This window comes from Caulobacter sp. KR2-114, assembly GCF_049446115.1.
GTDB lineage: Bacteria > Pseudomonadota > Alphaproteobacteria > Caulobacterales > Caulobacteraceae > Acaudatibacter.
In genome coordinates, this window is sequence record NZ_JBMSEC010000002.1 from 1,062,709 (window position 1) to 1,088,572 (window position 25,864).

22 protein-coding genes are annotated in these 25,864 nt (G+C 70.7%); 7 read left to right on the plus strand and 15 right to left on the minus strand.

Going from position 1 to position 25,864, the window contains the following annotated elements:
• Nucleotides 1–569: 569 nt before the first annotated feature.
• From ACO2Q3_RS11255 to ACO2Q3_RS11300, 10 genes are all read right to left on the minus strand, one after another.
• Nucleotides 570–914: a helix-turn-helix transcriptional regulator gene (locus ACO2Q3_RS11255; RefSeq protein WP_423306676.1), complete on the minus strand. Its 345-nt coding sequence runs from the start codon at nucleotides 912–914 to the stop codon at nucleotides 570–572.
• 130 nt (nucleotides 915–1,044) lie between these two features.
• On the minus strand, nucleotides 1,045–2,301 hold the full coding sequence (locus ACO2Q3_RS11260) for a tyrosine-type recombinase/integrase (RefSeq protein WP_423306677.1): 1,257 nt from the start codon (nucleotides 2,299–2,301) through the stop codon (nucleotides 1,045–1,047).
• Between the two features lie 317 nt (nucleotides 2,302–2,618).
• Nucleotides 2,619–4,181: a glutamine-hydrolyzing GMP synthase gene (gene guaA, locus ACO2Q3_RS11265; protein ID WP_423306678.1), complete on the minus strand. Its 1,563-nt coding sequence runs from the start codon at nucleotides 4,179–4,181 to the stop codon at nucleotides 2,619–2,621.
• A 206-nt stretch (nucleotides 4,182–4,387) separates the two neighbouring features.
• Nucleotides 4,388–5,653 carry an RsmB/NOP family class I SAM-dependent RNA methyltransferase gene (locus ACO2Q3_RS11270; protein WP_423306679.1) on the minus strand — a complete coding sequence of 422 codons (1,266 nt, stop codon included), beginning with the start codon at nucleotides 5,651–5,653 and terminating at the stop codon, nucleotides 4,388–4,390.
• Between the two features lie 152 nt (nucleotides 5,654–5,805).
• Nucleotides 5,806–7,272 carry an IMP dehydrogenase gene (gene guaB, locus ACO2Q3_RS11275; protein ID WP_423306680.1) on the minus strand — a complete coding sequence of 489 codons (1,467 nt, stop codon included), beginning with the start codon at nucleotides 7,270–7,272 and terminating at the stop codon, nucleotides 5,806–5,808.
• Nucleotides 7,273–7,408: 136 nt separating this feature from the next.
• Nucleotides 7,409–8,851: an efflux transporter outer membrane subunit gene (locus tag ACO2Q3_RS11280; protein ID WP_423306681.1), complete on the minus strand. Its 1,443-nt coding sequence runs from the start codon at nucleotides 8,849–8,851 to the stop codon at nucleotides 7,409–7,411.
• Nucleotides 8,844–10,109 carry an efflux RND transporter periplasmic adaptor subunit gene (locus ACO2Q3_RS11285; RefSeq protein WP_423306682.1) on the minus strand — a complete coding sequence of 422 codons (1,266 nt, stop codon included), beginning with the start codon at nucleotides 10,107–10,109 and terminating at the stop codon, nucleotides 8,844–8,846. The genes ACO2Q3_RS11280 and ACO2Q3_RS11285 overlap by 8 nt, the downstream gene beginning before the upstream one ends.
• A 49-nt stretch (nucleotides 10,110–10,158) precedes the next feature.
• A complete protein-coding gene (locus ACO2Q3_RS11290) occupies nucleotides 10,159–13,380 on the minus strand; it encodes an efflux RND transporter permease subunit (protein ID WP_423306683.1) in 3,222 nt (1,073 codons plus the stop codon).
• 167 nt (nucleotides 13,381–13,547) lie between these two features.
• Nucleotides 13,548–14,225: a response regulator transcription factor gene (locus tag ACO2Q3_RS11295; RefSeq protein WP_423306684.1), complete on the minus strand. Its 678-nt coding sequence runs from the start codon at nucleotides 14,223–14,225 to the stop codon at nucleotides 13,548–13,550.
• 119 nt (nucleotides 14,226–14,344) lie between these two features.
• Nucleotides 14,345–15,370: an LLM class flavin-dependent oxidoreductase gene (locus ACO2Q3_RS11300; protein WP_423306685.1), complete on the minus strand. Its 1,026-nt coding sequence runs from the start codon at nucleotides 15,368–15,370 to the stop codon at nucleotides 14,345–14,347.
• A gap of 132 nt (nucleotides 15,371–15,502) precedes the next feature.
• Here ACO2Q3_RS11300 and ACO2Q3_RS11305 point away from each other — a divergent pair, with 132 nt between their 5' ends.
• Both ACO2Q3_RS11305 and ACO2Q3_RS11310 read left to right on the plus strand, forming a co-directional pair.
• Nucleotides 15,503–15,892 carry a nuclear transport factor 2 family protein gene (locus ACO2Q3_RS11305; RefSeq protein WP_423306686.1) on the plus strand — a complete coding sequence of 130 codons (390 nt, stop codon included), beginning with the start codon at nucleotides 15,503–15,505 and terminating at the stop codon, nucleotides 15,890–15,892.
• A gap of 173 nt (nucleotides 15,893–16,065) precedes the next feature.
• Nucleotides 16,066–16,812, plus strand: coding sequence for a response regulator (locus ACO2Q3_RS11310; RefSeq protein ID WP_423306687.1), 747 nt, complete (start codon nucleotides 16,066–16,068; stop codon nucleotides 16,810–16,812).
• A 27-nt stretch (nucleotides 16,813–16,839) separates the two neighbouring features.
• On the opposite strand, the gene ACO2Q3_RS11315 is transcribed toward ACO2Q3_RS11310, so the two are convergent.
• On the minus strand, nucleotides 16,840–17,820 hold the full coding sequence (locus ACO2Q3_RS11315) for an alpha/beta fold hydrolase (RefSeq protein WP_423306688.1): 981 nt from the start codon (nucleotides 17,818–17,820) through the stop codon (nucleotides 16,840–16,842).
• Between the two features lie 169 nt (nucleotides 17,821–17,989).
• On the opposite strand from ACO2Q3_RS11315, the gene ACO2Q3_RS11320 reads away from it, so the two are divergent.
• A complete protein-coding gene (locus tag ACO2Q3_RS11320) occupies nucleotides 17,990–18,616 on the plus strand; it encodes a hypothetical protein (RefSeq protein ID WP_423306689.1) in 627 nt (208 codons plus the stop codon).
• A 16-nt stretch (nucleotides 18,617–18,632) separates the two neighbouring features.
• Here ACO2Q3_RS11320 and ACO2Q3_RS11325 read toward each other — a convergent pair whose 3' ends face one another.
• Both ACO2Q3_RS11325 and ACO2Q3_RS11330 read right to left on the minus strand, forming a co-directional pair.
• Nucleotides 18,633–20,039 carry a sensor histidine kinase gene (locus ACO2Q3_RS11325; RefSeq protein ID WP_423306690.1) on the minus strand — a complete coding sequence of 469 codons (1,407 nt, stop codon included), beginning with the start codon at nucleotides 20,037–20,039 and terminating at the stop codon, nucleotides 18,633–18,635.
• Entirely contained in the window at nucleotides 20,020–20,700 is a 681-nt protein-coding gene (locus ACO2Q3_RS11330; protein WP_423306691.1) for a response regulator transcription factor, read from the minus strand. The genes ACO2Q3_RS11325 and ACO2Q3_RS11330 overlap by 20 nt, the downstream gene beginning before the upstream one ends.
• A 63-nt stretch (nucleotides 20,701–20,763) precedes the next feature.
• Between ACO2Q3_RS11330 and ACO2Q3_RS11335 the strand changes: the two genes are divergently transcribed.
• Nucleotides 20,764–21,228 (plus strand): NUDIX domain-containing protein, encoded by a 465-nt coding sequence (locus ACO2Q3_RS11335; RefSeq protein WP_423306692.1) that lies wholly within the window; start codon nucleotides 20,764–20,766, stop codon nucleotides 21,226–21,228.
• Here the strand turns inward: ACO2Q3_RS11335 and msrA are convergent.
• Nucleotides 21,225–21,737: a peptide-methionine (S)-S-oxide reductase MsrA gene (msrA, locus tag ACO2Q3_RS11340; protein WP_423306693.1), complete on the minus strand. Its 513-nt coding sequence runs from the start codon at nucleotides 21,735–21,737 to the stop codon at nucleotides 21,225–21,227. The genes ACO2Q3_RS11335 and msrA overlap by 4 nt on opposite strands.
• Nucleotides 21,738–22,154: 417 nt before the next feature.
• On the opposite strand from msrA, the gene ACO2Q3_RS11345 reads away from it, so the two are divergent.
• The 3 genes from ACO2Q3_RS11345 to ACO2Q3_RS11355 are packed head-to-tail and all read left to right on the plus strand — an operon-like array spanning nucleotide 22,155 to nucleotide 25,233.
• The gene (locus ACO2Q3_RS11345) at nucleotides 22,155–23,447 is read left to right on the plus strand and encodes a glycosyltransferase family 4 protein (RefSeq protein WP_423306694.1); all 1,293 of its coding nucleotides are present in this window, start codon (nucleotides 22,155–22,157) and stop codon (nucleotides 23,445–23,447) included.
• Nucleotides 23,441–24,169: a class I SAM-dependent methyltransferase gene (locus ACO2Q3_RS11350; RefSeq protein WP_423306695.1), complete on the plus strand. Its 729-nt coding sequence runs from the start codon at nucleotides 23,441–23,443 to the stop codon at nucleotides 24,167–24,169. The genes ACO2Q3_RS11345 and ACO2Q3_RS11350 overlap by 7 nt, the downstream gene beginning before the upstream one ends.
• A complete protein-coding gene (locus ACO2Q3_RS11355) occupies nucleotides 24,169–25,233 on the plus strand; it encodes a hypothetical protein (RefSeq protein ID WP_423306696.1) in 1,065 nt (354 codons plus the stop codon). Before ACO2Q3_RS11350 ends, ACO2Q3_RS11355 begins: the two co-directional genes overlap by 1 nt.
• On the opposite strand, the gene ACO2Q3_RS11360 is transcribed toward ACO2Q3_RS11355, so the two are convergent.
• On the minus strand, nucleotides 25,230–25,841 hold the full coding sequence (locus ACO2Q3_RS11360) for a class I SAM-dependent methyltransferase (RefSeq protein ID WP_423306697.1): 612 nt from the start codon (nucleotides 25,839–25,841) through the stop codon (nucleotides 25,230–25,232). The genes ACO2Q3_RS11355 and ACO2Q3_RS11360 overlap by 4 nt on opposite strands.
• Nucleotides 25,842–25,864: the final 23 nt, after the last annotated feature.

The window sequence follows — 25,864 nt, forward strand, 5'->3', positions numbered from 1 at the left end:
CGACAGATCGCGCGCGAGCCTACCGCCGCCTCGCTGCAGACGGTTGCCACCGAGATCAAGCAGGCCATCCAGAAGGTTAAACGAAGCCGACAGCGCCCTCACCTAACCGCTAAGGTCACATATGGCAGCGGCTTCAACTATTCGCTCAAGCTATTCTGTCATAGAAGGAATACGCACAGCGTCCCCCTCGCTATTCGGTCCGTGGCTTTGAACGCGGCAACCAGGCTGCGCTCGCTACGAACGCCCCGATCACTGGGGCAGCGTTCACTCCAGACTTTCACATTAACGGCTCGGCGAAGGATGAAGTCCGCAATCACGTCACGCGCCTTCATCCCGAAGCTGAGACCACGTTCTGGATCCCCTTCGACCCGCAGATTGGGGAAGTGGCTCTCCAGACGTTGCACGCGGCAAAGCGGCTTTGAACTTGGCGCTGTCGCGCGACGTTGATGGACGACGATCAGATATCATTCGTCGACGAAGGTGGCCTTTTAGTCGGTCGGGGAGGCAATTCCCGACCCGCCGCTAGTCACCTCGTCCACACCAACCATATCCACGCCCAAGCCCGGCCTTCACTCCTTTGCCGCCCCCGTCCTGGCCGGGCGCGCCATGCGCAAGAAGCCGCCAGGCCCCGGGACGCGCTCCGACGTTCTGTCCGAGGAAGCGGCTTTGCGCGCCTCGAGCCAAGCCTCGACTTCCGCCAGGTCCCAAGCTACGCAGCGCTGCGTGAGCGCAAAGCGCCGCGGAAACTCCCCACATCGCTCCATCTCGTAGATCGTCGTATTCGACAGCGGCACCAGCTTACGCAGTTCGTCCCGCCGGATCGTCCGGTGCCCATCGCTGGATGCAGGAACCGGGCGGCTGCCAAAGGTCTGAGCGTGCGCGAAACTACGTGCGCGGGTGCGGGACGTGTTCATGATGATCTCTCGGAGGCTCTCGCGGACGATCCAAACCGATCGGTGGGGCGCCCGGAAGCGCCCCGCCGGCAAGGTCGCGCAATCGGCTACAACATCGCGCAGATCGGCCGGGTCATTGCCAACGCCCTGGTCAGGCGGCCGGATCCAGGGTGACGCCGTGGGTGATCGACGGGCGCAGCACCGGCGCGCGCTTCTCCCCGGCCGCCCAGGCATCGATCATATCGGCCCACTCCTGGAGCATGTGGATGCGCCCCTCTGCGTATTGGGCGACGTTGTAGGTCCGCCGGGATTGGCGCTTGTCGACGTGGGCCAGGCTCTTCTCCACCCAATCCGGATTGAAACCCATCTCGTTCAAAAGGGTTGAACCGGTCCGGCGCAGATCGTGGACTGTGAACGGGTCCAGCGGCAGGTCCTGCTTCTTCGCCAGGTCCGCAACGCACCAGGTGATTCGGTTGAAGGTCGCTCGCGACGTCGGCTGGTCAGCCTCGTAGCGGGACGGGAGGATGTAGGGTGAATTGCCGGCGCAAGTCTTCAGCGCCACCAGAATGTCGAGGGCTTGGCGAGACAGATAGACGTTGTGCGGGAGCCCCGACTTCATCCGCTCGCCGGGGATCTGCCAGATGGCCTCGACGAAATCGACTTCGTCCCACTTCCCCTCCTGAAGCTCGGTCTTCCGCACCATGGTCAGGAGGATAAACTTCAGACCCAGACGCAGGGTTGGCAGCGTCGCGACCTGTTCGAGCAGCTGATAGAGCACCCGGATCTCGCGGGGCTTAAGGTACCGATCGCGGGGCACGAACGTCCAGATCGAGCCCTGGCTAACCTCCGCCGCGGGGTTGTCGACCTTCTCACCGTGAAGGCGGGCGAATGAGAAGACCGCGTGGACCACGTCCCGCACGTGCACCGCGGTTGCCGGAGCGCCTCGATCCTTCACCCTCTGGCAGAGCACCCGGACATCGGTCGCCTCGATCTCGGTCAGCAGTCGGTTCTGGAAGGTCTGGGCGACCTCCCGGGCATAGATCGCCTGGCGCATGGCGCGGGTGCTGTCCGCCATGCGCCCTTCCTCCAGCCACTTGAGGGCGAAATCCCCGAAGGTCTTCGCGGCTTTGATCCTGGCCTTGTCGCGCTGCTTCTCAACAGCTGGTGAGCGCCCTTCCCGCACCTCCCTGCGCGCTGCCATTGCGAGTTCGCGCGCCTTCAGAAGGGATATCCCATCGGCCCCATAACGGCCCAGGGTCAGGGTCTCGCGCCGGTTATTGATCCGGTAGTCCAGCCGGAAGCTGATAGACCCCTTGGGGGACACCAGCGCGTAAATACCGTCACGGTCGGTGACCTTGTACGGTTTCTTCTTCGGTTTCAGCGCCTTGAGCGCGGCATCGGTGAGCACAACGGCCTCCTTCAGGCCCCGAAAATCCGCCGAGATCTCGCGCCAATACCGTCACCCGAAATTCGGGCGCTCACAGCGGGAAATCTCGATGCTTTTCAGAGACTTGGTGTTGAAGAAAATACCGTCAGGCCGGACGTGCTGACGGTATCGGCCGTAAAGTGAATTGGAGCAAGGGTCCGGGAACGCCGTCGGCCAGTCCGAAAAATCAACCGGATGCCCCCGACGATCAGCGACCGTCAGCGAAGATATTCACTTTTATGTTCAGTGACTTAGGCGCACTTCCGGATACCCTGGAGTGGTCCCGGATAGGATCCCCGTCACTCCCACTCGATCGTGCCCGGCGGCTTGGACGTCACGTCGTAGACCACGCGGTTGACGCCGCGCACCTCGTTGACGATGCGGGTGGCGGCGCGGGTGAGGACGTCCCAGGGGAATTCGAAGACGTCGGCGGTCATGCCGTCGGTGGAGGTGACGGCGCGCAGGGCCAGGACGTCCTCGTAGGTGCGCGCATCGCCCATCACGCCGACGGTCTTGACCGGCAGCAGCACGGCAAACGCCTGCCAGATACTGTCGTAGAGGCCGGCCTTGCGGATCTCGTCGAGGTAGATGGCGTCGGCCTTCTGCAGCACGGCGACCTTTTCCGGGGAGATCTCGCCGGGGATGCGGATGGCCAGGCCCGGGCCGGGGAACGGATGGCGGCCGACGAAGGCCGGCGGCAGGCCCAGCTCGACGCCCAGGGCGCGCACCTCGTCCTTGAACAGCTCGCGCAGCGGCTCGACCAGCTTCAGCTTCATGTAGTCCGGCAGGCCGCCGACGTTGTGGTGGCTCTTGATCACCGCCGAGGGGCCGCCACGCGCCGAGACGCTCTCGATCACGTCCGGATAGAGGGTGCCCTGGGCCAGGAAGGCCGCGCCCTCGATCTTGGCGCTTTCCTTGTCGAACACGTCGATGAACAGCCGGCCGATGGTCTTGCGCTTGGTCTCCGGATCGCTGACCCCGGCCAGCTCGCCGAGGAAAAGCCCAGACGCATCAACGTGCACCAGCGGGATGTTGTAGTGATCACGGAACATGGTGACGACCTGCTCGGCCTCGTTGAGGCGCAGGAGGCCGGTGTCGACGAACACGCACGTCAGCTGCTCGCCGATCGCCTCGTGGATCAGCACTGCGGCCACCGAGGAATCGACGCCGCCCGAGAGGCCGCAGATCACCTTCTGGTCGCCCACCTGTTCGCGGATGCGCGCCACCGACTCGGCGCGGAAGCTGGCCATGGTCCAGTCGCCCGAGAGGCCGGCGATGCGGTGGGTGAAGTTGCGCAGCAGCAGGGCGCCGCGCGGGGTATGCGCCACCTCGGGGTGGAACTGCACGCCGTACATCCGCCGGCCCTCGTCGGCGATCACCGCGAAGGGACTGCCCTCGGAGGTGGCGGCCACCTCGAAGCCCGGCGGGATGGCGGTGATCTTGTCGCCGTGGCTCATCCACACGGTCTCTTCGTCGCCGATGTCGCCCAGGCCCTCGAGCAGCGGGGTCTCGCGGGCGATGCGGATCTCGGCGCGGCCGAACTCGCGGGCGTGGCCGCCTTCCACCGCCCCGCCCAGCTGGGCGCACATGGTCATCTCGCCGTAGCAGATGCCCAGCACCGGCACGCCCAGCTCGAAGATCGCCTGCGGCGCCTGCGGGCTCTCGGCCTCGTGAGCGCTGGCCGGACCGCCGGAGAGGATCACCGCCCGGGGGGCGAAGGCCTCCAGCATGTCGGCCACCTTGTCGTAGGGGTGGATCTCGCAATAGACGCCGCTCTCGCGCACCCGGCGGGCGATGAGCTGGGTCACCTGAGAGCCGAAATCGACGATCAGGACGCGGTCGTGATGGGGGGTGTCTGGCATGGCGGGCCTTTAAGGCAGAATCGTCGAAAGGTCACGGGGGCGCTTGCCCTCCCCTTCATGGGGAGGGACAGGCGGCGAAGCCGCCAGGGTGGGGCACGCTTGCCGGTGCACAGAATGATCGCGACTGGCCGGTACACCGGCGGGAGTCCCCCACCCTGATCGCTGCGCGATCTGTCCCTCCCCACAAGGGGGAGGGCGGGGCGCGTTCACGCCCGCCGCAACACCGCGACGAAGAAGCCATCGGTCCCGGCCGTGCGGGGCGATAGGCGCAGGAACCCCTCGGCCGTCATGTACGCATCGGCCACGCCCTCCGCGCGCTGCGCCTGGAACCCCGGCGTCCGCGCCAGGAAGGCCGCCACGCGGTCCTCGTTCTCCTCGGCGAACAGCGAGCAGGTCACGTAGACCAGCCGGCCGCCGGGCTTCACGAAGCCGGCCGCGCCGTCCAGCACGGCGTCCTGCTCGGCCATGCGGCGCTCCAGCTGGGCCGGGGTCAGCCGCCACTTGGTGTCGGGGTGGCGCCGCCAGGTGCCCGAGCCGGTGCAGGGGGCGTCGACGAACACCAGGTCCATGCGGCCTTCCAGCCCCTTCAGCGGGGCCTTCTCGATCGGCGAGCGGACCTGCAGATTGCGCACGCCGGCCCGCTGCGCCCGCCGCACGGTGTCGGTCAGGCGCCGTGCGTCGGCGTCGTAGGCGTAGAGCTGTCCGGTGTTGGCCATGGCCGCCGCCAGGGCCAGGGTCTTGCCGCCGCCGCCGGCGCAATAGTCCAGCACCTGGCGGCCCTTGATCTCGCCCGCGGCCGAGGCGGCCAGCTGGGAGCCGATGTCCTGAACCTCGAACCAGCCCTTCTCGAAGGCCGGCGAGGCCTCGACCGGGGCGGCGCGCTCGCTGGCGGCCGGGGCCGGGATGCGCACGGCGTGCGGCGCCAGGCCGGCCGTCTCGGGGCCGAAGGTCTCCAGCGCCTTCAGCACGTGACCGACGTCGCTCTTCAGCGTGTTGACCCGCAGGTCCACCGGCGCGCGCTGCGACAGGGCCGCCAGCTCCGTGTCGGCGTCCGCGCCGAACACGCGGCCCAGGGACGCCTCGGCCCAGTCGGGGTAGTCGCCCCGCACCGGCGCCGGCGCGTCCTGCGGCGATCGAGGGGCGGCCAGGGCGGCGCGCTCGTCGTCGCTCAACGCGCCCGGACCGTGATCCTCGGCCGCCGCCGCGGCCACGCGGTCCGCCGGCCAGGCCCAGGCCAGCGCCAGCGCCCCGAGCACCCGGGCGCGGTTGCTGTCCTCGCCCATCGCCCAGGCCAGCGATCGGCGGCGGCGCAGGGCGTCCAGCACCAGGCCGGAGACGAAGGCCCGGTCCTTGGCCCCCGCGTAGCGGGCGCCGTCCCCCCACGCCTTCAACGCCAGGCGCGCCGGCTTGTGGCGCTGGTCCATGTCGTCCAGCACCGCGATCGCCGCGGCAATGCGGCCGCCGTCACGCATGGCTCAAGAACCCGTTCATCCCGGCGGAGGCCGGGACCCAGGAAAAAGCTTCAATCCGCTCCGCAGAGGCAAGGTTCGCCATCCAGCAGCCTGCCGACGGCGACTCTTGCCTGGGTCCCGGCTTTCGCCGGGATGAGCGGAACATCAAGGGTTCAGACCTGGCTCGGGTGGTAGTTCGGGGCCTCGCGGGTGATCATCACGTCGTGCACGTGGCTTTCGCGCAGGCCGGCGCCCGTGATGCGGATGAACTGCGCCGTCCTCTGGAAGGTCTCGATGTCCGGCGCGCCCACATAGCCCATGGCGGCGCGCAGGCCGCCGACCAGCTGGTGGATCACCGGATGGATCGGCCCCTTGAAGGCGGTCTGGCCCTCGATGCCCTCGGGCACCAGCTTCAGCGCGTCGCTGACCTCCTTCTGGAAGTAGCGGTCGGCCGAGCCCTGGGCCATGGCGCCCACGGACCCCATGCCGCGGTAGGCCTTGTAGGTGCGGCCCTGGTAGAGGAACACCTCGCCGGGCGCCTCCTCGGTGCCGGCGAACATCGAGCCCATCATCGCGGTCGAGGCCCCGGCGGCGATCGCCTTGGCCAGGTCGCCGGAGTACTTGATGCCGCCGTCGGCGATCACCGGCACGCCGGAGTCGCGGGCCGCGCGCACGGCGTCGGAGATGGCGGTCAGCTGCGGCACGCCCACGCCGGCGACGATCCGCGTGGTGCAGATCGAGCCCGGGCCGATGCCCACCTTCACCGCATCCGCCCCGGCGTCGATCAGGGCGCGCGCGGCGTCGTAGGTGGCGACATTGCCGGCGACGATCTGCACCCGGTTGGTCTCGCGGGCCAGGCGGGAGACGGCGTCGCCCACCTGCCTGGAGTGGCCGTGGGCGGTGTCGATCACCACCACGTCGACCCCCGCCTCCATCAGCGCCAGGGAGCGCTCGAAGCCGGCGTCGCCCACCGTGGAGGCCGCGCCGACCAGCAGGCGCCCCTGGGCGTCCTTGGCGGCGTTGGGATAGGCCTGGGCCTTCTCCATGTCCTTGACGGTGATCAGGCCGACGGCGCGATAGGCCTCGTCGACCACGATCAGCCGCTCGATCTTGTGCCGGCGCAGCAGGGCGCGAGCCTCGTCCTGGCTGACCCCCTCGCGCACGGTGATCAGGGTCTCGTGGGTCATCAGCTCCGAGGCCGGCACGTCGTCCGAGCCCTCGAAGCGCATGTCACGGTTGGTGAGGATGCCCACCAGGCGGCCGGAGCCGCGCTCCACCACCGGGAAGCCGGAGATGTGCCGCCGGGCCTTGATCTCCTTGATCTCGCGCAGCGGCGTGTCGGGGTGAATGGTCAGCGGGTTGATCACCATCCCGCTCTCGAACCGCTTCACCTCGCGCACCTGATCGGCCTGTTCCTCGACCGACAAATTGCGGTGCAGGATGCCCAGCCCGCCGGCCTGGGCCATGGCGATGGCCAGCCGGCTCTCGGTGACGGTGTCCATAGCCGCGGACACCAGGGGGATATTCAGCGCGATCTGCCGCGTGAAGCGCGTGGCGGTGGTGACCTGGGTCGGCATGACCTCGGACGCGCCCGGCTGCAGCAAAACATCGTCGAAGGTGAGCCCTTCGCGAATCTCCATGAGACTCTCCGTTTTGCGGGGCGCGTATAGGCCCCCGGAGGGGACGAGGGCAAGCCCCCGCGGCCGCCTCTGCGTCAGGTGGCCGCCGCGGGGTGGAAAAACAAGACGGCGGCCCCGGATGTCCGGAGCCCCGCCGCTATCCCTGAAACCCTGTCCAGCCGCCGCCCAGCGCCCGCACCAGATCGACGCTGGCCTGCAGGCGGCGGGTGTCGACGGCCAGGGCCGCGCGCTCGGCGTCAAGGGCCGCCGTCTGGGCGGTGACGACGTCGAGATAGGTGACGGCGCCCTGCTGGTAGCGGATCAGGGAGAGGTCCTCGGTCCGGCGAGCAGCGTCCACGGCCTGGCGCTGCTGGTCGGATTCGCCGGCCAGGCGATTGCACAGGGCGAGGTTGTCCTCGACCTGCTGGAAGGCGGACAGGACCGTGGCGCGGTAGTTGGCGCTGGCCTCGGCGAACTCGGCCTGCGCCTGCTGCACCTGGGCGCGGGTGCGGCCGGCGGTGAACAGGGGCATGGTCACCTGCGGCCCCAGGGTCCAGGCGGCGTTGGCGGTCTGCAGCAGGTTCATGCCGCCCCCGGCGTTCTCGAAGCCGCCGTCGGCGATCAGGCTGATGGTCGGGAAATAGGCCGCCCGGGCGACGCCGATGCGGGCGTTGGCGGCGAAGGCGCGGCGCTCGGCGGCGGCGATGTCCGGGCGGCGCTGCAGCAGCAGCGAGGGCGCGGCCGTGGGCACTGTCGGCTGGCCCGGCAGGGCGGTGACCGGGGCGATGGAGAAGCTGGAGGCCGGCTGGCCCACGAGCGCGGCGATGGCGTGCTCCAGCAACGCGCGGGAGGCCTGGACGTCGGCGCGCTGGGCGCGGGCGCTGGCCAGCTGGGTCTGGGCGCGGCCCACGTCGAGGCCGGAGACCACCCCGCCCTCATGCCGCTTCTGGGTCAGGTCGAGCGCCTTGGAATAGGCGGCGTCGGCGTCGGCCAGCACCCGGTCCTGGGCGTCCAGCCCGCGCAGCGCCAGATAGGCGTCGGCCAGTTGCGCATGCAGGCTGAGGCGCGCCGAGGCGAGGTCGCCCGCGCTGGCCTGGGCCTCGGCGTGTCCGGCCGCCACCAGGTTGCGCACCCGGCCCCAGAGGTCGAGTTCGTAGCTGGCCACGCCGCCCCCATAGTCGTCGTTGTAGTAGGTCGGCGTCGTCCCGCGGCGGGGCGCGTTGTCCGACTGGCGGGTGCGCGTGGCGTGGCCAGCGACGTCCAGTTCCGGGAACAGGCCGGCGCGGGCCTGGCGATACAGGGCGCTGGACTGGTCGTAGCGCGCCAGGGCGGCGGCCAGGGTGGGGTTGGCCGCGTCGAGGCGACCTTCCAGGTCGCTGAGCGTGGCGTCGCCATACACCGTCCACCAGTCGCCGCGCGGGGCGTCGTCGGACGGCGAGGCCGGCGTCCAGGGGCCGGTCTCCTTGAAGGCCGCCGGCGTCGGCGCGCCGAGGTCGGGCTTCTGGTAGTCCGGCGCCAGGGAGCAGGCGGCGAGGCTGGCCGCCGCCGCCAGGCCGAGGACGGCGCCCGGCAGGGCGCGATACGCGCGCAGGCTAGCCATTGTGCTGCGCTCCCGCCGCCTGGGCGCGGGCGTGCGCCTCGGCCGAGGCGCCCGAGACGCGCACCAGATCGCCAGTCTGCAGGGTGTCGGCGGGGTTGTCGACCACCCGGTCGTTCAGGGTCAAGCCCGACGACAGCAGCACGCTGGCGCCCAGGTCGCGCCCCACGGTGACGGTGCGGATCGTCACCCGCCCGTCGGCGCCGATCACCGCCACGGACATGCCGGCGTGGCGGATCAGCAGGGCGCTGGCGGGGACCAGCACGCCGCCGGCCTGGGCCGGCAGGTGGAAGGTCACCTGGGCGTACTCGCCCGGCTTCAGCGCATGGTCGGCGTTGTCGATCTGCAGCTCCACCAGCAGGGTGCCGGTCTGGCCGGCGATCGCCTGGGCGGTGCTGGTGACCTGGGCCTGGAAGGTGCGGCCGGGGTACTCCGGCACGGTCAGATCGGCGGTCAGGCCGGGAGCGAGGCCGGCGATCGCGTTCTGCGGCACGTGGACGTAGATGCGCAGGCGGTGCTCGTCGGAGACCACGAACAGCGGCGGATCGGCGGGCGTCCCGGCGGCGATCAACTGGCCGATGTCGGCGGTGCGGGCGGTGACCACCCCGTCGAACGGGGCGACGATGGTCTTGAACCCGGACAGCGCCTGCAGCCGCTGCACGTTGGCGCCCGCGGCGTTGACCAGGGCGGACTTGGCGGCGAGGTCGCCGGTCTTCTCGTCGGCTTCCTGGTGCGAGACGGCGTCCTGGGCCAGCAGGCCCGTCCAGCGTTTGGCGGTGGTGGCCGAGAGGCTGCGGTTGGCCTGGGCGGTGGCCAGGTCCGCCCTGCCCTGCGCCAGCTGCTGGTCGAGGTCGGGGCTGTCGATCACCGCCAGCACCTGGCCGCGCCGCACCGGCGCGCCGATGTCCACCAGCCAGGTCTTCAGATAGCCGGAGACCCGCGCGTGGATCGGCGCCGAGTTGAACGCCTGCACGTCGCCCGGCAGCACCAGGTCGTTCTGCGCCGCGCCGCCCTTCAGCGTGGCCAGGGTGACGGTGGGGATCGACTGCTCGTGCGTCCAGCTGGCCTGCGACTGGTCGGCCAGGGTGCGCCCCACCAGGCCCACGGCCACCACGGCGACGGCGACGCCGCCGGCCAGCAGGCCCGCCAGCCGCAACCGCCGGGCGGAGGGGCGCGGGGGGTCGCTGGGGCCATGGGTGTCGTCGTGCAGGCTGGGCGCGGCGGCCTCGGGGGTCTCTTCGGGCGGTGCGGTATAGGGCATGGCGGACTTCCCGGTGGGGAGGGAGGATGCGGGATCGGGCGCGAAGGCGTCAGGCATAGGCTTCGCCGGCGGCGGCGGGGGGCTGCGGGGTGGGCGCGGTGGGCGTCGGCGCGGGCGCCGCGCGCGCGGCCCTGCGGCCGTGCGCCAGGCTGAACACCACCGGCACGAACATCAGGGTGGCGATGGTGGCGAACACCAGGCCGCCGATCACCGCCCGGCCGAGCGGGGCGTTCTGCTCGCCGCCCTCGCCCAGGCCCAGCGCCATGGGCGCCATGCCGATGATCATCGCCAGCGCGGTCATCAACACCGGGCGGAAGCGGGTGAAGCCGGCCTCCTTGGCGGCCAGCATGGCGTCGCCGTGCGCGGCCAGCCGCTCGCGGGCGAACGACACCACCAGGATCGAGTTGGCGGTGGCCACGCCCATGCACATGATCGCGCCGGTCAGGGCCGGCACCGACAGGGTGGTGCTTGTGGCGAACAGCATCCAGACGATCCCGGCCAGCGCCGCCGGCAGGGCGGTGATGATCACGAACGGGTCCAGCCACGACTGGAAGTTCACCACGATCAGCAGGTAGATCAGCACGATCGCGCCCAGCAGGCCCAGGAACAGGCCGGAGAAGGCGGCGTTCATGGTGGTCACCTGGCCACGCACGATCACCGTCGCGCCCTTGGGCAGGTCCTTGCGGGTGTCCTTGATCAGGCGGTTGATGTCGTGGGCCACGCCGCCCAGATCGCGGTCCTGGGTGGTGGCGTAGAGGTCGACCACAGGCTGGATGTTGTAGTGGGTGACCACCGCCGGCGAGACCTTGCGCGTGACCGTGCCGAGGCCGCCCAGCACCTGCAGCTGGCCGCTGGCGCCGGTGATCGGGATGTTCTGCAGGTTCGACAGGCTGGAGACCTGGTATTCCGGCGTCTGGGCGACGATCGGGTAGGACACGCCGTTCTTGGGGTTCAGCCAATAGGTGGGCGCGACCTGCGAGGTGCCGGCCAGGGTGGCCACCACGCTGTTGGTCACGTCGCGGGCGGTCAGGCCCAGCTGGGCCATGCGCGAGCGGTCCATGTCCACGTTCAGCTGCGGCTCGGCGTTGGACTGCTGCATGCGCGCGTCGGCCACCCCGCGGATGCCCTTCATCCGGCGCAGCAGCTCGGCGGCATAGGCCTGGTTGGCGTTCATGTCCGGGCCGGTGACCTGCACGTCCAGCGGCGCCGGGGCGCCGAAGTTCAGAATCTGGCTGATGATGTCGGCCGGCAGGAACGAGAAGGTCGTGCCGGGATAAAGCCGCGCCAGCCGCGCGCGCAGGGTCTTCACATAGCCAGCCGTGGGCCGGTGATGCTCCTTGAGCGTCACATAGATGTCGCCGTCCTGGTAACCGATCAGGCCGGAGTTGTTGTAGACCGTGTTGATGGCGCTGGTCGGCAGGCCGATGTTGTCGATCATCGAGCCCAGTTCGTCCGGCGGGATGGTGTCGCGGATGGTCTGCTCGACCCGCCCGAACACCGCCGAGGCGTCCTCGATCCGCGTGCCGACCGGCGGGCGCACGTGCAGGCTGATCTGGCCGGAATCCACCGACGGGAAGAAGTTCGAACCCAGGAACGGCGCCAGGCCGAACGAGGCGACGACCACCGCCAGGAAGCCGACCAGGAACAGCTTGCGGCTGTCCATCGCCACCGCCAGCAGGCCGGCGTAGCGCTCGCGAAAGCCGGCGAAGCGCGCCTCGAAGCCGCGCTGGAAGCGGGCCAGCGGATTGCGCGAGCGCGGCGCGGCCTCATGCCCCTCATGCGCGGCCTGGTGCGGCTTCAGCAGGAACAGCGCCAGGGTCGGCACCAGCGTCCGCGACAGGATGAACGAGGCGATCATGGCGAACACCACCGACATCGCCATCGGCACGAACAGGAAGCCCGCCACGCCCTTGAGCAGGAACATCGGCACGAACACGATGCAGATGCACAAGAGCGAGACGAAGGCCGGGGTGACGATCTGCGCGGCGCCGTCGAGGATGGCGGTGCGCACGTCCTTGCCGTGCTCCAGGTGCCAGTTGATGTTCTCGATGGTCACCGTGGCGTCGTCCACCAGGATGCCCACGGCCAGCGCCAGCCCGCCCAGGGTCATGATGTTCAGGCTCTGGCCGGTGACCGAGAGGGCGGCGATGGCCGCCAGGATAGCCAGCGGGATCGAGGTGGCGATGATCACCGTCGAGCGCCAGGACCCCAGGAACAGCAGGATCATCAGGCTGGTCAGCGCCGCGGCGATCACCCCTTCCTTGACCACGCCCGAGACCGCCGCCTTCACGAACAGCGACTGGTCGTTCAGCGGCACGATCTTGAAGTCCGGCGGCAGGATCTGCTGCAGCTTGGGGAACTGGTCCTTCACCCCCTGGACGATGGCCAGGGTCGAGGCCGAGCCGGCCTTGAGGATGGTCGTCAGCACCGCGCGCGAGCCGTCGACGTGGACGATCGACTGCTGCGGCGGGTTGCCGTCGCGCACGTGGCCGACGTCGCGGATATAGACCGTCGCGCCGTTCACCGTCTTCACCGGCAGGTCGTTCAGCGCCTCGATGGAGTCGACCGCATCGTTGAGCTTCACCGTGTATTGGAAGGTCCCGATCTTCACCGTGCCGACGGGGATGATCTGGTTCTGGGCGGCGATGGCGTTGGCCACGTCCTGGGCCGACAGCCCCTTGGCCTGCAGCGCCTGGGGATCGAGGTCCACCTGCACCTGGCGCACCTTGCCGCCGTAGGAATAGGGGATCGCCGCGCCGGGCACGGTGGAGAGCTGCGGGCGGATGGTGTTCTGCGTCTGGTCCAGCACCGCCTGTTCGGACTGGCTCTTGGACGAGGTGGCGATCTGCAGGATCGGCACGGTGGAGGCGTTGTAGTTCAGGATCAGCGGCGGGGTGACCCCGGGCGGCATCTGCTTCAGGGCCGTCTGGCTGATCGATGTGACCTGGGCCGTGGCGGTGCGGATGTCGACGCCGGGCTGGAAATAGATCTTCACGATGCCGATGCCGGGCATCGAGGTGCTCTCGATGTGCTCGACGTCGTTGACGGTGGTGGGGATCACCCGCTCGAACGGGGTGATGATCCGGCCCGACATCTCGTCCGGCTGCAGGCCGGCGTACTGCCAGGCCACGCCGATCACCGGCACCTTGATGTTGGGGAAGATGTCGGTGGGCGTCTTCAGCGCCGCCAGCGGCCCGATGATCAGGATCAGGATCGCCATCACCACGAAGGTGTACGGCCGGTTCAGGGCGATGCGGACGATGCCGATCATTGAGACGCTCCCGCAGCAGCTCGGGCGAAACAGGCGCGACCGCCCCCGACGCCTGGCCGGGGGGAGACTGGGAGCCATGGCGAAGGTTGCGGTCGCAGGGCCGGCTATGCGCCGGCTCGCCTAAATCGGCGGGACCGCGCGGATGAAGATTTCTTCACAAGCAAAGGTCAGGGGCGGGTCTTGTCTTCCCGCCAGGCGTAGCCATGGCCGCGCACCACCTTGACCAGGGGATCGCCGACGCTCTCCTGCAGATGCCGGCGCAGGCGGCGGACCGCCCGCGCCAGGGCGTGCGGCTGGGTGTCGGTCTCCTCGCCCCACACGTGGCGCAGCAGCGCCTCGGCCCCGACCACCTGGCCCGGCCGCTGGGCCAGATAGACCATGATCTGGAACTCGCGCTGCGACAGCGCCGCCTCGCGGCCGTTCAGCCGCACGCTGCGCCCGTCGCGCAGCAGCTCCAGGTTCGAACGGTCGCCCGGCGCGATCCGCCGCCGCTCGCCCAGGTTGGCCAGCGCCCGCAGGCGCGCATGGAACTCGCGGATGTCCACCGGGCGCGGGAAGCACAGATCGGCGCCGGCCCGCAGGGTCTGCGCCCGCACCCTCGCGCTCTCGGCGGCGGGGATCACCGCCACCAGGAAGCCCCGCCCGGGCGCCAGGGCGCCCGCCGCCAGCCGCATCCGCCGGGCCGGATCACGCCAGAGGTCGGCCAGCACCAGGTCGTGGCTGCCTTCCGCCGGGGCGATCTCGTCCAGCGGCTCGCGCGCCACGTCCACCACGTGGCCGATCTCGCGCAGCGCCTTGACCAGCAGGGCGTCGACGGCGCGGTCATGCAGGTAGAGGACATGCATCAGGCGGATGTAGCGGCAAAGCTGCGGCGGACAAGCCGGCAGGCGCTGGGGTGTGCGCTGTCAAACGCGAACTGTGAGTCCGCGGGGCCTGTGGGCAGCGTGCGAGGCTGCGTCGGCCCTTAGACCCCGGCCCCTTCCCGCTCCGGAACCTGCGCGCCCTGCGGCGGGACCGCCTCGGCGACGAGTTCCAGCGAGCGCACCCGCGCGGCGTGGTCATAGATCTGCGAGGTGAGGATCAGTTCGTCCGGCTGGTGACGGGCGATGAAGGCGTCGAGGCCGGCCTTGACCGCCTGCGGGCCACCGACCACCGAGCGCGACAGGGTCTCGGCCAGCAGGAAGTGCGCCGCCGGGTCGATCACGGCGTCGATGTCGTCCACGGGCGGCGGCAAGGGCGCCGCGCGGCCGGAGCGCAGGTTGACGAACGCCTGCTGCAGCGAGGTGAACAGCCGCGCGGCCTGCGCGTCGGTGTCCGCCGCGACGACGGTCAGGCCCAGCATCAGATAGGGCTTGGCCAGGTGCTCGGACGGCCGGAAGCGGCTGCGGTAGATCTGCACCGCCGCGTCCAGGTCGGCCGGGGCGAAGTGCGAGGCGAAGGCGTAGGGCAGGCCCAGCATCGCCGCCAGCTGGGCGCCGTAGGTGCTGGAGCCCAGGATCCACACCGGCACGTTCAGCCCCTCGCCCGGCACCGCGCGCACCGCCTGGTTGGGCTGGGCGGGCTGGAAATAGTGCATCAGCTCGACGACGTCGTTGGGGAAGGCGTCGACATTGCCCGCCAGGGTCCGGCGCAGGGCCTGGGCGGTGCGCTGGTCGGTGCCGGGCGCGCGGCCGACGCCCAGGTCGATGCGGCCCGGATAGAGGGCGGCCAGGGTGCCGAACTGCTCGGCCACCTGCAGCGGCGCGTGATTGGGCAGCATGATGCCGCCGGCGCCGATGCGGATCGAGCTGGTGCCCTCGGCGACGTAGCCCAGGGCCACCGCCGTCGCGGCGCTGGCGACGCCCGGCATGTTGTGGTGCTCGGCCATCCAGAACCGCTGGTAGCCCAGTCGCTCGGCGTGGCGCGCGAGATCGCGGCTGTTGTGCAAGGCCTGGGCGGCGTCGCCCCCCTGGACGATCGGCGACAGGTCGAGGACGGAGAGCTTGGTCATGCGCCGGATATAGGGGCTGCGCGCGGAAATGGCGCCCCCTGGGCCGGCGCTCGAGGCAGGCGGCGCACGTGCAAGCCGGACCGCGCCCCGCGGGCTAGAGATTCAAGGCCCTGGGTGACGCAGGAGACTGGCATGGCGGACGATCGGCAGGCGCTCATCCGTGCGACCCTGGACCGGCACTGGGCCGCCTCGGACGCCGGCGACCTGGAGACCGAGCACGAGATCTATCGCGAGGACGCCGTGCTCGACTATCCGCAGTCGGGCGAGCGTATCCGCGGGCGGCGCCACATCCAGCTGTCGCGCGCCGCGCAGCCCAACCGCAAGCGCTTCGAGGTGCGGCGGGTCGTGGGCGACGGCGCGCTGTGGGTCACCGAATTCGTCCTGACCTATGACGGCCGCCCGTCCTTCACCGTCAGCATCATGCAATTCGTCGATGGCCAGGTCGCGCATGAGACCCAGTACTTCGCCGACGCGTTCGCGCCCGGACCGTCGCGCGCGCAATGGGTTGAGCGTCCAGGCTGAGCCGCCCGGCGGCGTTCTCGCGAAAGCTGCAGTCGCCGCCATTTCGCCGCAGGCGCTTTGTGCGCCAGATCAAATCGCGCGCACGGCAGCGCCTGATACCGATGTTCACATAGCGTCGATCGGCATACGGACCAACCCGGGCCCTCCACGATCGCCGCCGCTCGGGGGGGCGCATGAAGCACGTCAGGTCCATCGCGGTCGCCGCGCCGAAGGTGCTGATCGCCGACGACCATCCGGCGCACCGGCTGATGGCCGCCGCGCAGTTCGAGGCGCTGGGATTCGACGTGCAACTGGCGGCCGATGGCCTGGAGGCCGCCCTGGCCGCCTATCACCAGCGGTTCGAGATCGTGCTGATGGACCGGCACATGCCGCGCTGGGACGGCGATCATGCCGCCCAGGTGATCCGCGATCCCGCCAGCGCCTCGCGCCAGGCGATCGTGGTGTGCCACTCGTCGGCGCCGCCGGCCAACTGCACGGGCACGGCCTTTGACGTGATCGTGCCCAAGCCGCTTTCGCCCGGAAGCCTGCAGTCGCTGGTGGAGAGGCGCATCGCCGCCTGTGTCGAGCTCAGCCGCCGCGGACTGGCGCCCTGCGAGACCTGTTCCTTCGACGCCCTGACGCCTCCGTCCGTGCGCGCGCTGCGACCGAGGGTCGGGCCGCGACGGCCAGATCGCGCCTTTCCCCGGCCCTTCGACGCGCTGCGCACCCGCGACCTGGAGGTGGTCTGCTGCTTGGCGTGCGGCGACGACACGGGCCGCATCGCCCGCTTCCTGGGGGCTTCCCCAGGGGCGGTGCGCGACGCCCTGCGCCGGGCCGTCCGGCAGCTCGAGCTCGACAGCGTCGCCTCCCTGCGCCGGCTGGCCGAGGGCCTCCTGGCGCCCGGTCGCCCGATCGTCTCGCAGGCCAAGGCGGTTCGCTGAGGGCGCGCTATCGCCTCCCGACAAGCCTCAGCGGGATGACCCAGCCGTGGCCGGAGCGGCGTTGAGGAAGGCGTCGATCGCCGCCACGGTGGCGGCGGGCTGTTCTTCCATCAGCCAGTGTCCGGAGTTGGCGATCACCTGTCCGCGCACGTTGGCCGCGCCGGCGCGGGCCACCACCGCCATCGTCTCGCCGAACGACTTGTCGCCGCCGATCGCCAGCACCGGCATCGGCAGCTTGCCATGCGCGGCCAGCCAGGCGCGGTTGTCGATGGCGTCCTGGTCGAAGGCGGCGAACTGGCTGAACCCGGCGTGCATGCGTCCCGGCGCGGCGTAGAGCTCGGCGTAGTGCACGCGCGAGGCCTCCGGGAAGCGCCCCGGACCGGCGGCGAACTCGTTCCAGAACCGGTCGAGGTAGATGCGCTCGCGACCGGCCACCAGCCGCTCCATGTCCGGCCCGCCGAAATGGAAATGCCACAGCAGCGGCGTCTTCAGGATCTCGTCCCAGGGTCCGATGCCGGGCACCGGCGCGTCCATCAGCACCAGCCGGGTCACCCGGTCCGCGTGCCGCGCCGCCAGGGCATAGGCGACCATGTTGCCGATGTCGTGCGCCACCACGTCGGCGCGCGGCGCATGCAGGGCGTCCATCACGCCGATGATGTCCTCCGCCTCGTTGGCCTTGGTGAAGCCGCTGTCGGCGCGCGCGGAAAGGCCGAGCCCCCGCAGGTCTGGGACGATCACGGTGTGGTTGCGCGCCAGATCGGCCGCCAGCGGCGCCCACATGTCGCCGGTGTCCCCATAGCCGTGCAGCAGCACCACCGCCGGCCCCGTCCCGCCCACCCGCACGTGCAGGGTCGTGCCGTTGGTCGCCACCTCCTGGGTATGAAATCCCGCCGGGAAGTCGAAGTCGGCCGCCGCGCAGACGGCGGGGGCGCCCCCGAGGCTCGCCACCAGAGCGCCGGCCAGCGCCAGCCCGCGAAGCCATCTCGGACGGGTATTCGAAACAGTCATTGGGGGACGATCTCCGGTCAGCGCTTTCAGCCGGCAAAGGCTAGGGGAAGACTCGCGCCCCAAATTGTACATTGCAGATGTGTCGTGTCCTGACGCTCATCGCCGACCGGGCCCGTTGGCGGGACCCCGCGGCGCTGATATTCACAAGACAAGGGACGGGGGCAGCTGGATGATCAACGCGACTTTGTGCCAGGCGGATTTCTACAATCCGAAGATCATCTCCAAGTCCGGCCAGAACGGGTTCAAGAAGTTCCGGGTGGTCACCGTGCCCGCCGGCACCCTGCTGTTCAAGATGACCAAGGGCGTGGCGGCCGCGGGACAGTACGGCGTCAGTCCGTGGTGGTCGGCGGTCAAGCCGTTCCTGGACGACAAGGAAGGCGCCCTGGGCCGCCTGAACCAGGCCAAGGCCAACCAGATCAGCATGACGGCCATGGTGCGGTTCATGTCCTGCGTCTGCCTGGACTGGAACGACCTCGACAACTACGTGCAGATCAAGCTGCTGGACGACGCCAAGGTGTTCTGGGGCACGTTCAACCCGATGCCGAAGTTCAGCCAGGAACTGTGGAAGCCGGACTGGGCGAACCCCAACGAGGAAGGCTCCGGCGCCAAGGCGCTCGCCCGCGTGAAGCTGATGCAGATGAAGGAAAAGCAGGCCGGCTTCGCCGTCCCCGACGTGCTCGGCGGCCCCGAGGCCTGGCAGATGTACATCCCCAATCTGAAGGAGGAGCACATCGCCCGCGAGTCGGTGATCTCGGGCCACGACATGGCCGCGCTGAGCATGGCGCTGGGGTTCTGAGCGCGAAGGTGGGCGGCTAGACCCCCACCCCGATCGGCCAGCAGTCGAGGATCACCCGCAGGCCGGGGTTCGCGTCGGCGAGGGTCAGGCGGTAGTCGTGCAGGCGGGCGATCGCGGCGACGATCGACAGGCCAAGGCCCGACCCCGCCGGACCGGCGTCGCCGGTCCGCACCCGGTGAAAGCGCTGCAGCACCGCCTCGCGGTCCTCCGGCGCGACGCCGGGGCCGGTGTCCAGGATCTCCAGGCGCGGGCCGTGCGGCTGTCGCGAGAGCACCAGGCGCACCTTGCCCCCGGCGGGGGTGAACTTGATAGCGTTGCCGACCAGATTGGTCAGCGCCTCGAACAGCAGCTCGCGGTCGGCGGAGATCTCGCCCACCGCCGCGAGATCGGCCGCGAAGGTCAGGCCGGCGTCCTCGGCCAGCGGCGCGAACAGGTCGATCAGGTCAGCGCAGAAGACGTCCAGGCGCACCGGGCCGAAGCCGGCGCGGCGCTTGAGCCGGTCGATCTGGGCGATGCGCTGCAGGGCGCGGAAGCGGGTCAGCAGGGCGTCGGTCTCGCCCAGGGCCTCGCGCACCGTGGCCTTGCCCGGGTCATCGTCGGCGATCCCCTCGCACAGCCGGTGCAGGCGCGCGCGCAAGCGGGTCAGCGGGGTGCGCAGGTCGTGGGCGACGTTGTCGCCGACGCTCTTCACCTCGGCCAGAAGCCGCTCGGTCTCGGTGACCATGCCGTTGACCGTGGCGGCCAGCATGTCGACCTCGTCGCGGCGGCGCGAGACCGGCAGGCGCGAGGCGAAGTCGCCGTCGATCACCCGCCGGCAGGCGGCCTGCACCTCGGCGATGCGGCGCAGCGGGCCGAGGCTCAGCAGCGCCCCCAGCCCCAGGCCCGCCAGGATGATGATCCCGGCGCTCCAGATCAGCGAGGTCAGCAGGATGTTGCGCAGGCCCGTCAGCACCTTGGCGTTGAAGCCGACGAACAGCACCTCGCCCCACGGCAGGCGCTCGGCCAGTCCCCGGGCGCCCGGCTCCAGGCCCTTGACCTTCAGCTCGCGCGGCCGGCCGTCCACCGGCAGCCGCGGCGGCAGGGCGCGGACGTTGCCGGTGATCCACACCCCGTCGCTGGAGAACAGGCCGTAATAGTTCACCTGGCGGGCGTCCTGCGATTCCGCCGCGGCGATGCGGGCCGGCAGGTCCTGGGCGCTGGCCTCGGAGAGCCCTCGCGCCTGGCCCAGCACGATGGCGTCCATCTGGCCGGTGAGGTAGCCGGCGGCGCTGAGGTAGATCAGGGTGACCAGGGCGATCACCCCGGCGGTGAACAGGGCGCCGTAGACCACCGTCAGGCGGAAGGTGGTGGTGCGCGCCAGGTCGCGCCAGGCGGGCCAGGCCGCCAGGCCCTCGCCCCGCCGCCTAGTCGCCGCGAAGCGCATAGCCGGCCCCCCGCACCGTCTGGATCAGCGCCCGTTCGCCCGGCGGATCCACCTTGCGCCGCAGCCGGCCCAGGTGCACGTCGATCAGGTTGGTGCCGGGATCGAAGTGATAGCCCCACACGGCCTCGAAGATCATCGTCCGGGTGAGCACCTGGGCGGGGTGCTTCATCAGCAGTTCCAGCAGCTTGAACTCGGTGGGCAGCAGCTTCAGCTCGCGACCGGCGCGCTGCACCTGGCGGCTGATCAGGTCCATCTGCAGGTCCTCGAAGCGCAGCACCCCCTCGCGCGCCGCCGCCGCGTTCTGCCGGCGCAGCAGCACCTCCAGGCGGGCCGACATCTCTTCCGAGGCGAACGGCTTGGTCAGGTAGTCGTCGCCGCCGGCGCGCAGGCCGCGCACCCGCTCGTCGACGTCCGACAGGGCGCTGATCATCAGCACCGGCGTGTCGACGCTGGCCGCGCGCATCGCGGTGACGATGGCCAGGCCGTCGACATTGGGCAGCATGCGGTCGAGGGTGATCGCGTCCCAGGGTTCGGACAGCGCCTTGACCAGGCCTTCGCGCCCGTCGGCGACCCAGTCGACGGAAAACCCCGCCTGGGTCAGCTCGCTGGCGATCTCGCGGGCGGTGACCTCGTCGTCCTCGATGCAGAGTACCCGGCGCATGTCCCTGTCCGACCTCCGACGACGGCGGTTGTCAACTGCGCGGCGACGGCGCCAGATCGGCCCATGCCGGTCCAGACAAGCGCCGCCCTGTTGGTCCATCGCCGCCGCGACGGCGTCGTGCAATTCCTGCTGGGCCACATGGGCGGGCCGTTCTGGGCGCACAAGGACGCCGGCGCCTGGTCGATCCCCAAGGGCCTGGTCGAACCCGGCGAGGCGCTGGAGGCCGCCGCGCGGCGCGAGTTCGCCGAGGAGCTGGGGCTGGCCCCACCCCCAGACCTGGCGCCGCTGTCACCGGTGACGCTGAAGGGCGGCAAGACCATCCACGCCTTCCTGGGCGAGGCCGACCTCGACCTGTCGGCGGCGCGGTTCGGAACCTTCGTGATGGAATGGCCGCCGCGTTCGGGGCGGACGGCCGAGTTTCCCGAGGTGGACCGGGCAGCCTACCTGCCACTGGACGAAGCCCTGGCCAAGGTCAGCCCAGGCCAGCGTCCGATCCTGCAGGCGGCGGCCGGCCGGCTGGGCGCCTAGGCGACCGCGCGGCGCGGCAGCTTCCAGTTCGGCCGCGGGAAGTGGCAGGTGTAGCCGTTGGGGATGCGCTCCAGGTAGTCCTGGTGCTCCGGCTCGGCCTCCCAGAACGGACCCACCGGGGTGACCGTGGTCACCACCTTGCCCGGCCACAGGCCCGAGGCGTCCACGTCGGCGATGGTGTCCTCGGCGATCTTCTTCTGCGTGTCGTTCTCGTAGAAGATCGCCGAGCGGTAGCTGAGGCCCAGGTCGTTGCCCTGACGGTTCAGGGTCGACGGGTCGTGGATCTGGAAGAAGAACTCCAGGATGTCGCGATAGCTGGTCTTGGCCGGATCGAAGATGATCTCGATCGCCTCGGCGTGCGTGCCGTGGTTGCGGTAGGTGGCGTTGGGCACGTCGCCGCCGGAATAGCCCACCCGCGTGGAGATCACGCCGGGCAGCTTGCGGATCAGGTCCTGCATCCCCCAGAAGCAGCCCCCGGCCAGAACGGCGCGTTCGGTGGCGGTGGTCATGGTGTCACTCCCTGGTTGGCGCTCGGCGCCAAGATAGGAAGCCGCGGCGAGAGAGCCAAGTCTTGTGCGATACGGGCGGCGACGGCGCGACGCTCTGGACGACGGGCCCGCCCTTCGCCGTCACCCTCGGCCCTGTGCCGAGGGTCCAGGAACACGTGAAACCGATTGGCGCGCTTCGAAGGGCGCGCCACACGCACGCGGCCGCCGTCCACGCGACGCGCTGCTGCCGCTCGCGACTTCATCTCACGCGCTCATGGATCCTCGGGCCTGGCGGCTGAGGATGACGGGGGAGAGGGCGGCAAAAGTCAGTCGGGCGCCCCATCCCGATGTTTTTCGAAGCTTGAGTATGATCCCGGACTGACCGACCGCCGATATCTGCTAGTAAGAGTGAACACTGTTAAGACAGGGACTGCGTGGATGGGGCTGGAGGTGAGGGTCGACGAGGCGGCGGCGGCATGCGAGCCGCCCACGGAACGGCCGCTGCGCATCGCCTTCCTGTCCTACCGCTCGGACCCCAAGGTGGGCGGCCAGGGGGTGTATCTGCGCGAGGCGGCCGGGGCCCTGGCGCGGCGCGGGCATGCGGTGGAGGTGATCTCCGGACCGCCCTACCCCGACCTGCCGGCCGGCGTGAGCCTGGTCAAGCTGCCCTCGCTGGACCTCTACGCCCAGCCGCACAACGGCCACCGCGCCCTGCGCTGGCGCCACCTGACAAGCTGGACCGACACCGCCGAGTACTTCGGCCATCTGTCGGGCAAGTTCATGGAGCCGTGGAGCTTCGCCCGCCGGGCGGCGCGCTACATGGCCGCCAACCGCGGCCGCTACGACGTGGTGCTGGACAACCAGACCCTGGGCTATGGCCTGCTGGAGATCATGCGCCTGGGCCTGCCGCTGGTGGAGGTGATCCACCACCCCATTCGCCGCGACCTGGAGCTGGCGCTGGCCAGCGAGCCGGACAAGGGCAAGCGCTGGCTGATGCGCCGCTGGTACGACTTCCTGAAGATGCAGGAGGCGGTGGCGCCGCGGATGACCGACGTGCTGGTGGTCTCCGAGAGCAGCCGGCGCGACGTGGCCGAGTGCCTGAAGGTCCCGCTGGAGGCGATGACCGCCGCGCCGCTCGGCATCGATCTGGACGCCTTCCGCCCGCTTCCCGAGGTCGTGCGGCGCGGCAATCGGCTGCTGACCACGGCCAGCGCCGACGTGCCGCTGAAGGGGCTGAAATACCTGATCGAGGCCTACGCCGCCTTGCTGCCCGGCCGCCCGGACCTGGAGCTGGTGGTGATCGGCAAGCTGCGCGAGGGACCGACCGCGACGCTGATCGACACCCTGGGCCTGGCCGGCAAGGTGCGGTTCATCAGCGACCTGACCCGCCAGGAGGTGGCCGAGGCCTATGCGGCGGCGACGATCTGCGTGACGCCGTCGCTGTACGAGGGTTTCGGCCTGCCCGCCGCCGAGGCGATGAGTTGCGGCGCCCCGGTGGTGGTGACCGATGGCGGCGCCCTGCCGGAGGTGGTCGGCAGCGCCGGCGTGGTCGTGCCCCGCGGCGACGCAGGCGCGCTGGCCGAGGCCCTCGGGGCGCTGCTCGACGATCCGGACCGGCGCGAGGCGATGGGGCGCGCGGGCCTCGCCCGGGCGCGCGAGCGCTTCCGCTGGGCGCGCACGGCGCAGGCCTACGAGACGGTGCTCTATCGGGCGGTGGACCGCCGATGCTGACGGTGCGGCTGGAGCGGCTGGGCCTGACCCCCGGCCAGTGGGTGCTGGACCTCGGCTGCGGCGAGGGGCGCCACGTGCACGGGGTGCAGATGCTGGGCGGGGTCAACGTGGTCGGTCTCGACCTGGACCTGCCGTCGCTGGCCAAGGCGCGCGAGGGCGCGGCCATGTTGGCGGGCGATGCGCCGGCGGCGGCGCCGGCCGCGGTGACCGCCGTGCTGCGCGGCGACGCTTATCGCCTGCCCTTCGCCGACGCCGCCTTCGACGTGGTGATCTGCTCGGAGGTGCTGGAGCACCTGCACGACTACGAGCACGTCCTGGCCGAGATCCGCCGGGTGCTGAAGCCGGACGGGCTGTTCTGCCCGACGGTGCCGCGCGCCTGGCCGGAACGGATCTGCTGGGCCCTGGCCCCCGGCCCCGGCGGCTATGCCGACCAGCCGGGCGGACACGTGCGCATCTTCGAGGAAAGCGCCCTGAAATCGCGCATTTCCGCGCTCGGCTTCACCTATCTTGGCAAGCACCACGCGCACGCCCTGCATTCCCCCTACTGGTGGCTGAAATGCGCGTTCTGGCCCCGGCGGGACGACCACCCGCTGGTCCGGGCCTATCACCGCCTGCTGGTCTGGGACCTGATGCAGCGACCCTGGCTCACCCGCGCCCTGGAAGCGCTCCTGCAGCCGCTGATGGGCAAGAGCACGGCCCTGTACTTCCGCGGCGCGGCCTGATGGCGGGGCTGCTGAGGGCGCCGCCGCGGCGCCCCTTCGTCGACCTGACCGGCCCGGTGGCGGCGATCCTGGCGGCGCAGCGGCCGGACGGGGCGATTCCGTGGTTCGAAGGCGGCCCCTGGGACCCGTGGAATCACGCGGAATGCGTGATGGCGCTGGATGCGATGGGGGAGTTCGAGGCCGCCGACGCGGGCTTCGACCACCTGCAGGCCAGCCAGCTGCCGGACGGCGCCTGGCTCGGCGAATACGGCAACGCCCTGCCGATGGCGGGGCGGCTGAAGATCGCCCGCCAGCCCGCGCCGGCGGTGCGCGACGCCAACTTCACGGCCTATCCGGCGGTGGCGGTGTGGCGGCGCTATCTGGCCACGCGCGACCTGGGCTGGGCGCGGCGGCGCTGGCCTATGGTGCGCGCGGCGATCGGCTATGTGCTGTCGCTGCAGCACCCGCACGGCGACGTCTCCTGGTGCGGCGAGGCGCACGGCGGCGCGCTGGACGACGCCCTGGTGGCCGGCAACGCCTCGATCTACGCCGCTCTCGGCTGCGCCATCCGCCTGGCCGGCGTGCTGGGCGAGCCGGCGGAGGCCTGGACCCTGGCCCGCGCGCGGCTGCGCCGGGCGATCCTCTGCGCGCCGGAGCGCTACGGCCGGCGGGGCGGCGTTGCGGGGCCCGGCGGCGCCTTCGCCATGGACTGGTACTATCCGATCCTCGCCGGGGTGATGACCCCCGCCGCCGCCTTCGCGCGACTGGAGGCCGGCGCCGCGCGGTTCATGCGCCGCGGCCTGGGCTGCCGCTGCGTGTCCGGCGAGCCGTGGGTGACGGTGGCCGAGAGCTGCGAGTTCGCCCTGGCCCTGATCCGGCTGGGCAACCTGGCCCAGGCCGAGGCCGTGCTCAGCTGGCAGGACGCCCAGCGGGACGCGGACGGCGCCTACTGGATGGGCTGGCAGTTCGAGGAACAGATCTTCTGGCCGCAGGAGAAACCCAGCTGGACCCAGGCGGCGGCCATCCTGGCGCACGACGCCCTGGCGGGGGAGAGCGCGGCGTCGGCGGTGCTGGTGACCGGCTAGAGCCGCTTGAGGATCCGCAGGCTCTTCACGCCCAGAACCTCCTCGAACAGATCCGAGGCCAGCGCCCGGGTGTAGACCTCGAACGGCGGGCGGCCGCCGTCGGCGGGGTCGGGGAACACGTCGTGAATCGCCAGGGTCCCCCCGCGGATCACATGCGGCGCCCAGGCCCGGTAGTCCTCCAGCGCCGCCTCCAACGTATGGCCGCCGTCGATGAACAGCATCGCCAGCGGCGTGGTCCAGAACCGCGCCACCGCCGCCGATCGCCCGACGATCGGGATCACCGTCTCCTCCAGCCCGGCCCGGCGCAGTGTGGCGCGCAGGAACGGCAGGGTGTCCATCGCCCCGGCGGCGTGATCCCAGAGCTCCGCGTCGTGGTACTCCCACCCGGGCTGGTTCTCCTCGGAGCCGCGATGGTGGTCGACGCTGTACAGCACCGAGCCGGCCGTCCGGCAGGCCGTCCCCAGGTACACCGCCGACTTGCCGCAATAGGCGCCGATCTCCAGCACCGGTCCCCGGACGGCGGCGGCCAGCGCGGCGTCGTGCAGGGCGCGCCCCTCGGCAGGGTCGAGGAAGCCTTTGACGCTGTCGATGTCGAGGGGGAGGTGCATGGTTTGGCCCTGGGGTCTTACCG

Coding starts and splice junctions, on each gene's coding strand:
- guaB (WP_423306680.1), bottom strand. CDS start 7,272: ATGGAGATTCGCGAAGGGCTCACCTTCGACGATGTTTTGCTGCAGCCG.
- ACO2Q3_RS11320 (WP_423306689.1), top strand. CDS start 17,990: ATGATCAACGCGACTTTGTGCCAGGCGGATTTCTACAATCCGAAGATC.
- msrA (WP_423306693.1), bottom strand. CDS start 21,737: ATGACCACCGCCACCGAACGCGCCGTTCTGGCCGGGGGCTGCTTCTGG.
- ACO2Q3_RS11285 (WP_423306682.1), bottom strand. CDS start 10,109: ATGCCCTATACCGCACCGCCCGAAGAGACCCCCGAGGCCGCCGCGCCC.
- ACO2Q3_RS11360 (WP_423306697.1), bottom strand. CDS start 25,841: ATGCACCTCCCCCTCGACATCGACAGCGTCAAAGGCTTCCTCGACCCT.
- ACO2Q3_RS11330 (WP_423306691.1), bottom strand. CDS start 20,700: ATGCGCCGGGTACTCTGCATCGAGGACGACGAGGTCACCGCCCGCGAG.
- ACO2Q3_RS11270 (WP_423306679.1), bottom strand. CDS start 5,653: ATGCGTGACGGCGGCCGCATTGCCGCGGCGATCGCGGTGCTGGACGAC.
- ACO2Q3_RS11325 (WP_423306690.1), bottom strand. CDS start 20,039: ATGCGCTTCGCGGCGACTAGGCGGCGGGGCGAGGGCCTGGCGGCCTGG.
- ACO2Q3_RS11300 (WP_423306685.1), bottom strand. CDS start 15,370: ATGACCAAGCTCTCCGTCCTCGACCTGTCGCCGATCGTCCAGGGGGGC.
- ACO2Q3_RS11280 (WP_423306681.1), bottom strand. CDS start 8,851: ATGGCTAGCCTGCGCGCGTATCGCGCCCTGCCGGGCGCCGTCCTCGGC.
- ACO2Q3_RS11335 (WP_423306692.1), top strand. CDS start 20,764: ATGCCGGTCCAGACAAGCGCCGCCCTGTTGGTCCATCGCCGCCGCGAC.
- guaA (WP_423306678.1), bottom strand. CDS start 4,181: ATGCCAGACACCCCCCATCACGACCGCGTCCTGATCGTCGATTTCGGC.
- ACO2Q3_RS11350 (WP_423306695.1), top strand. CDS start 23,441: ATGCTGACGGTGCGGCTGGAGCGGCTGGGCCTGACCCCCGGCCAGTGG.
- ACO2Q3_RS11345 (WP_423306694.1), top strand. CDS start 22,155: ATGGGGCTGGAGGTGAGGGTCGACGAGGCGGCGGCGGCATGCGAGCCG.
- ACO2Q3_RS11290 (WP_423306683.1), bottom strand. CDS start 13,380: ATGATCGGCATCGTCCGCATCGCCCTGAACCGGCCGTACACCTTCGTG.
- ACO2Q3_RS11310 (WP_423306687.1), top strand. CDS start 16,066: ATGAAGCACGTCAGGTCCATCGCGGTCGCCGCGCCGAAGGTGCTGATC.
- ACO2Q3_RS11355 (WP_423306696.1), top strand. CDS start 24,169: ATGGCGGGGCTGCTGAGGGCGCCGCCGCGGCGCCCCTTCGTCGACCTG.
- ACO2Q3_RS11255 (WP_423306676.1), bottom strand. CDS start 914: ATGAACACGTCCCGCACCCGCGCACGTAGTTTCGCGCACGCTCAGACC.
- ACO2Q3_RS11305 (WP_423306686.1), top strand. CDS start 15,503: ATGGCGGACGATCGGCAGGCGCTCATCCGTGCGACCCTGGACCGGCAC.
- ACO2Q3_RS11315 (WP_423306688.1), bottom strand. CDS start 17,820: ATGACTGTTTCGAATACCCGTCCGAGATGGCTTCGCGGGCTGGCGCTG.
- ACO2Q3_RS11295 (WP_423306684.1), bottom strand. CDS start 14,225: ATGCATGTCCTCTACCTGCATGACCGCGCCGTCGACGCCCTGCTGGTC.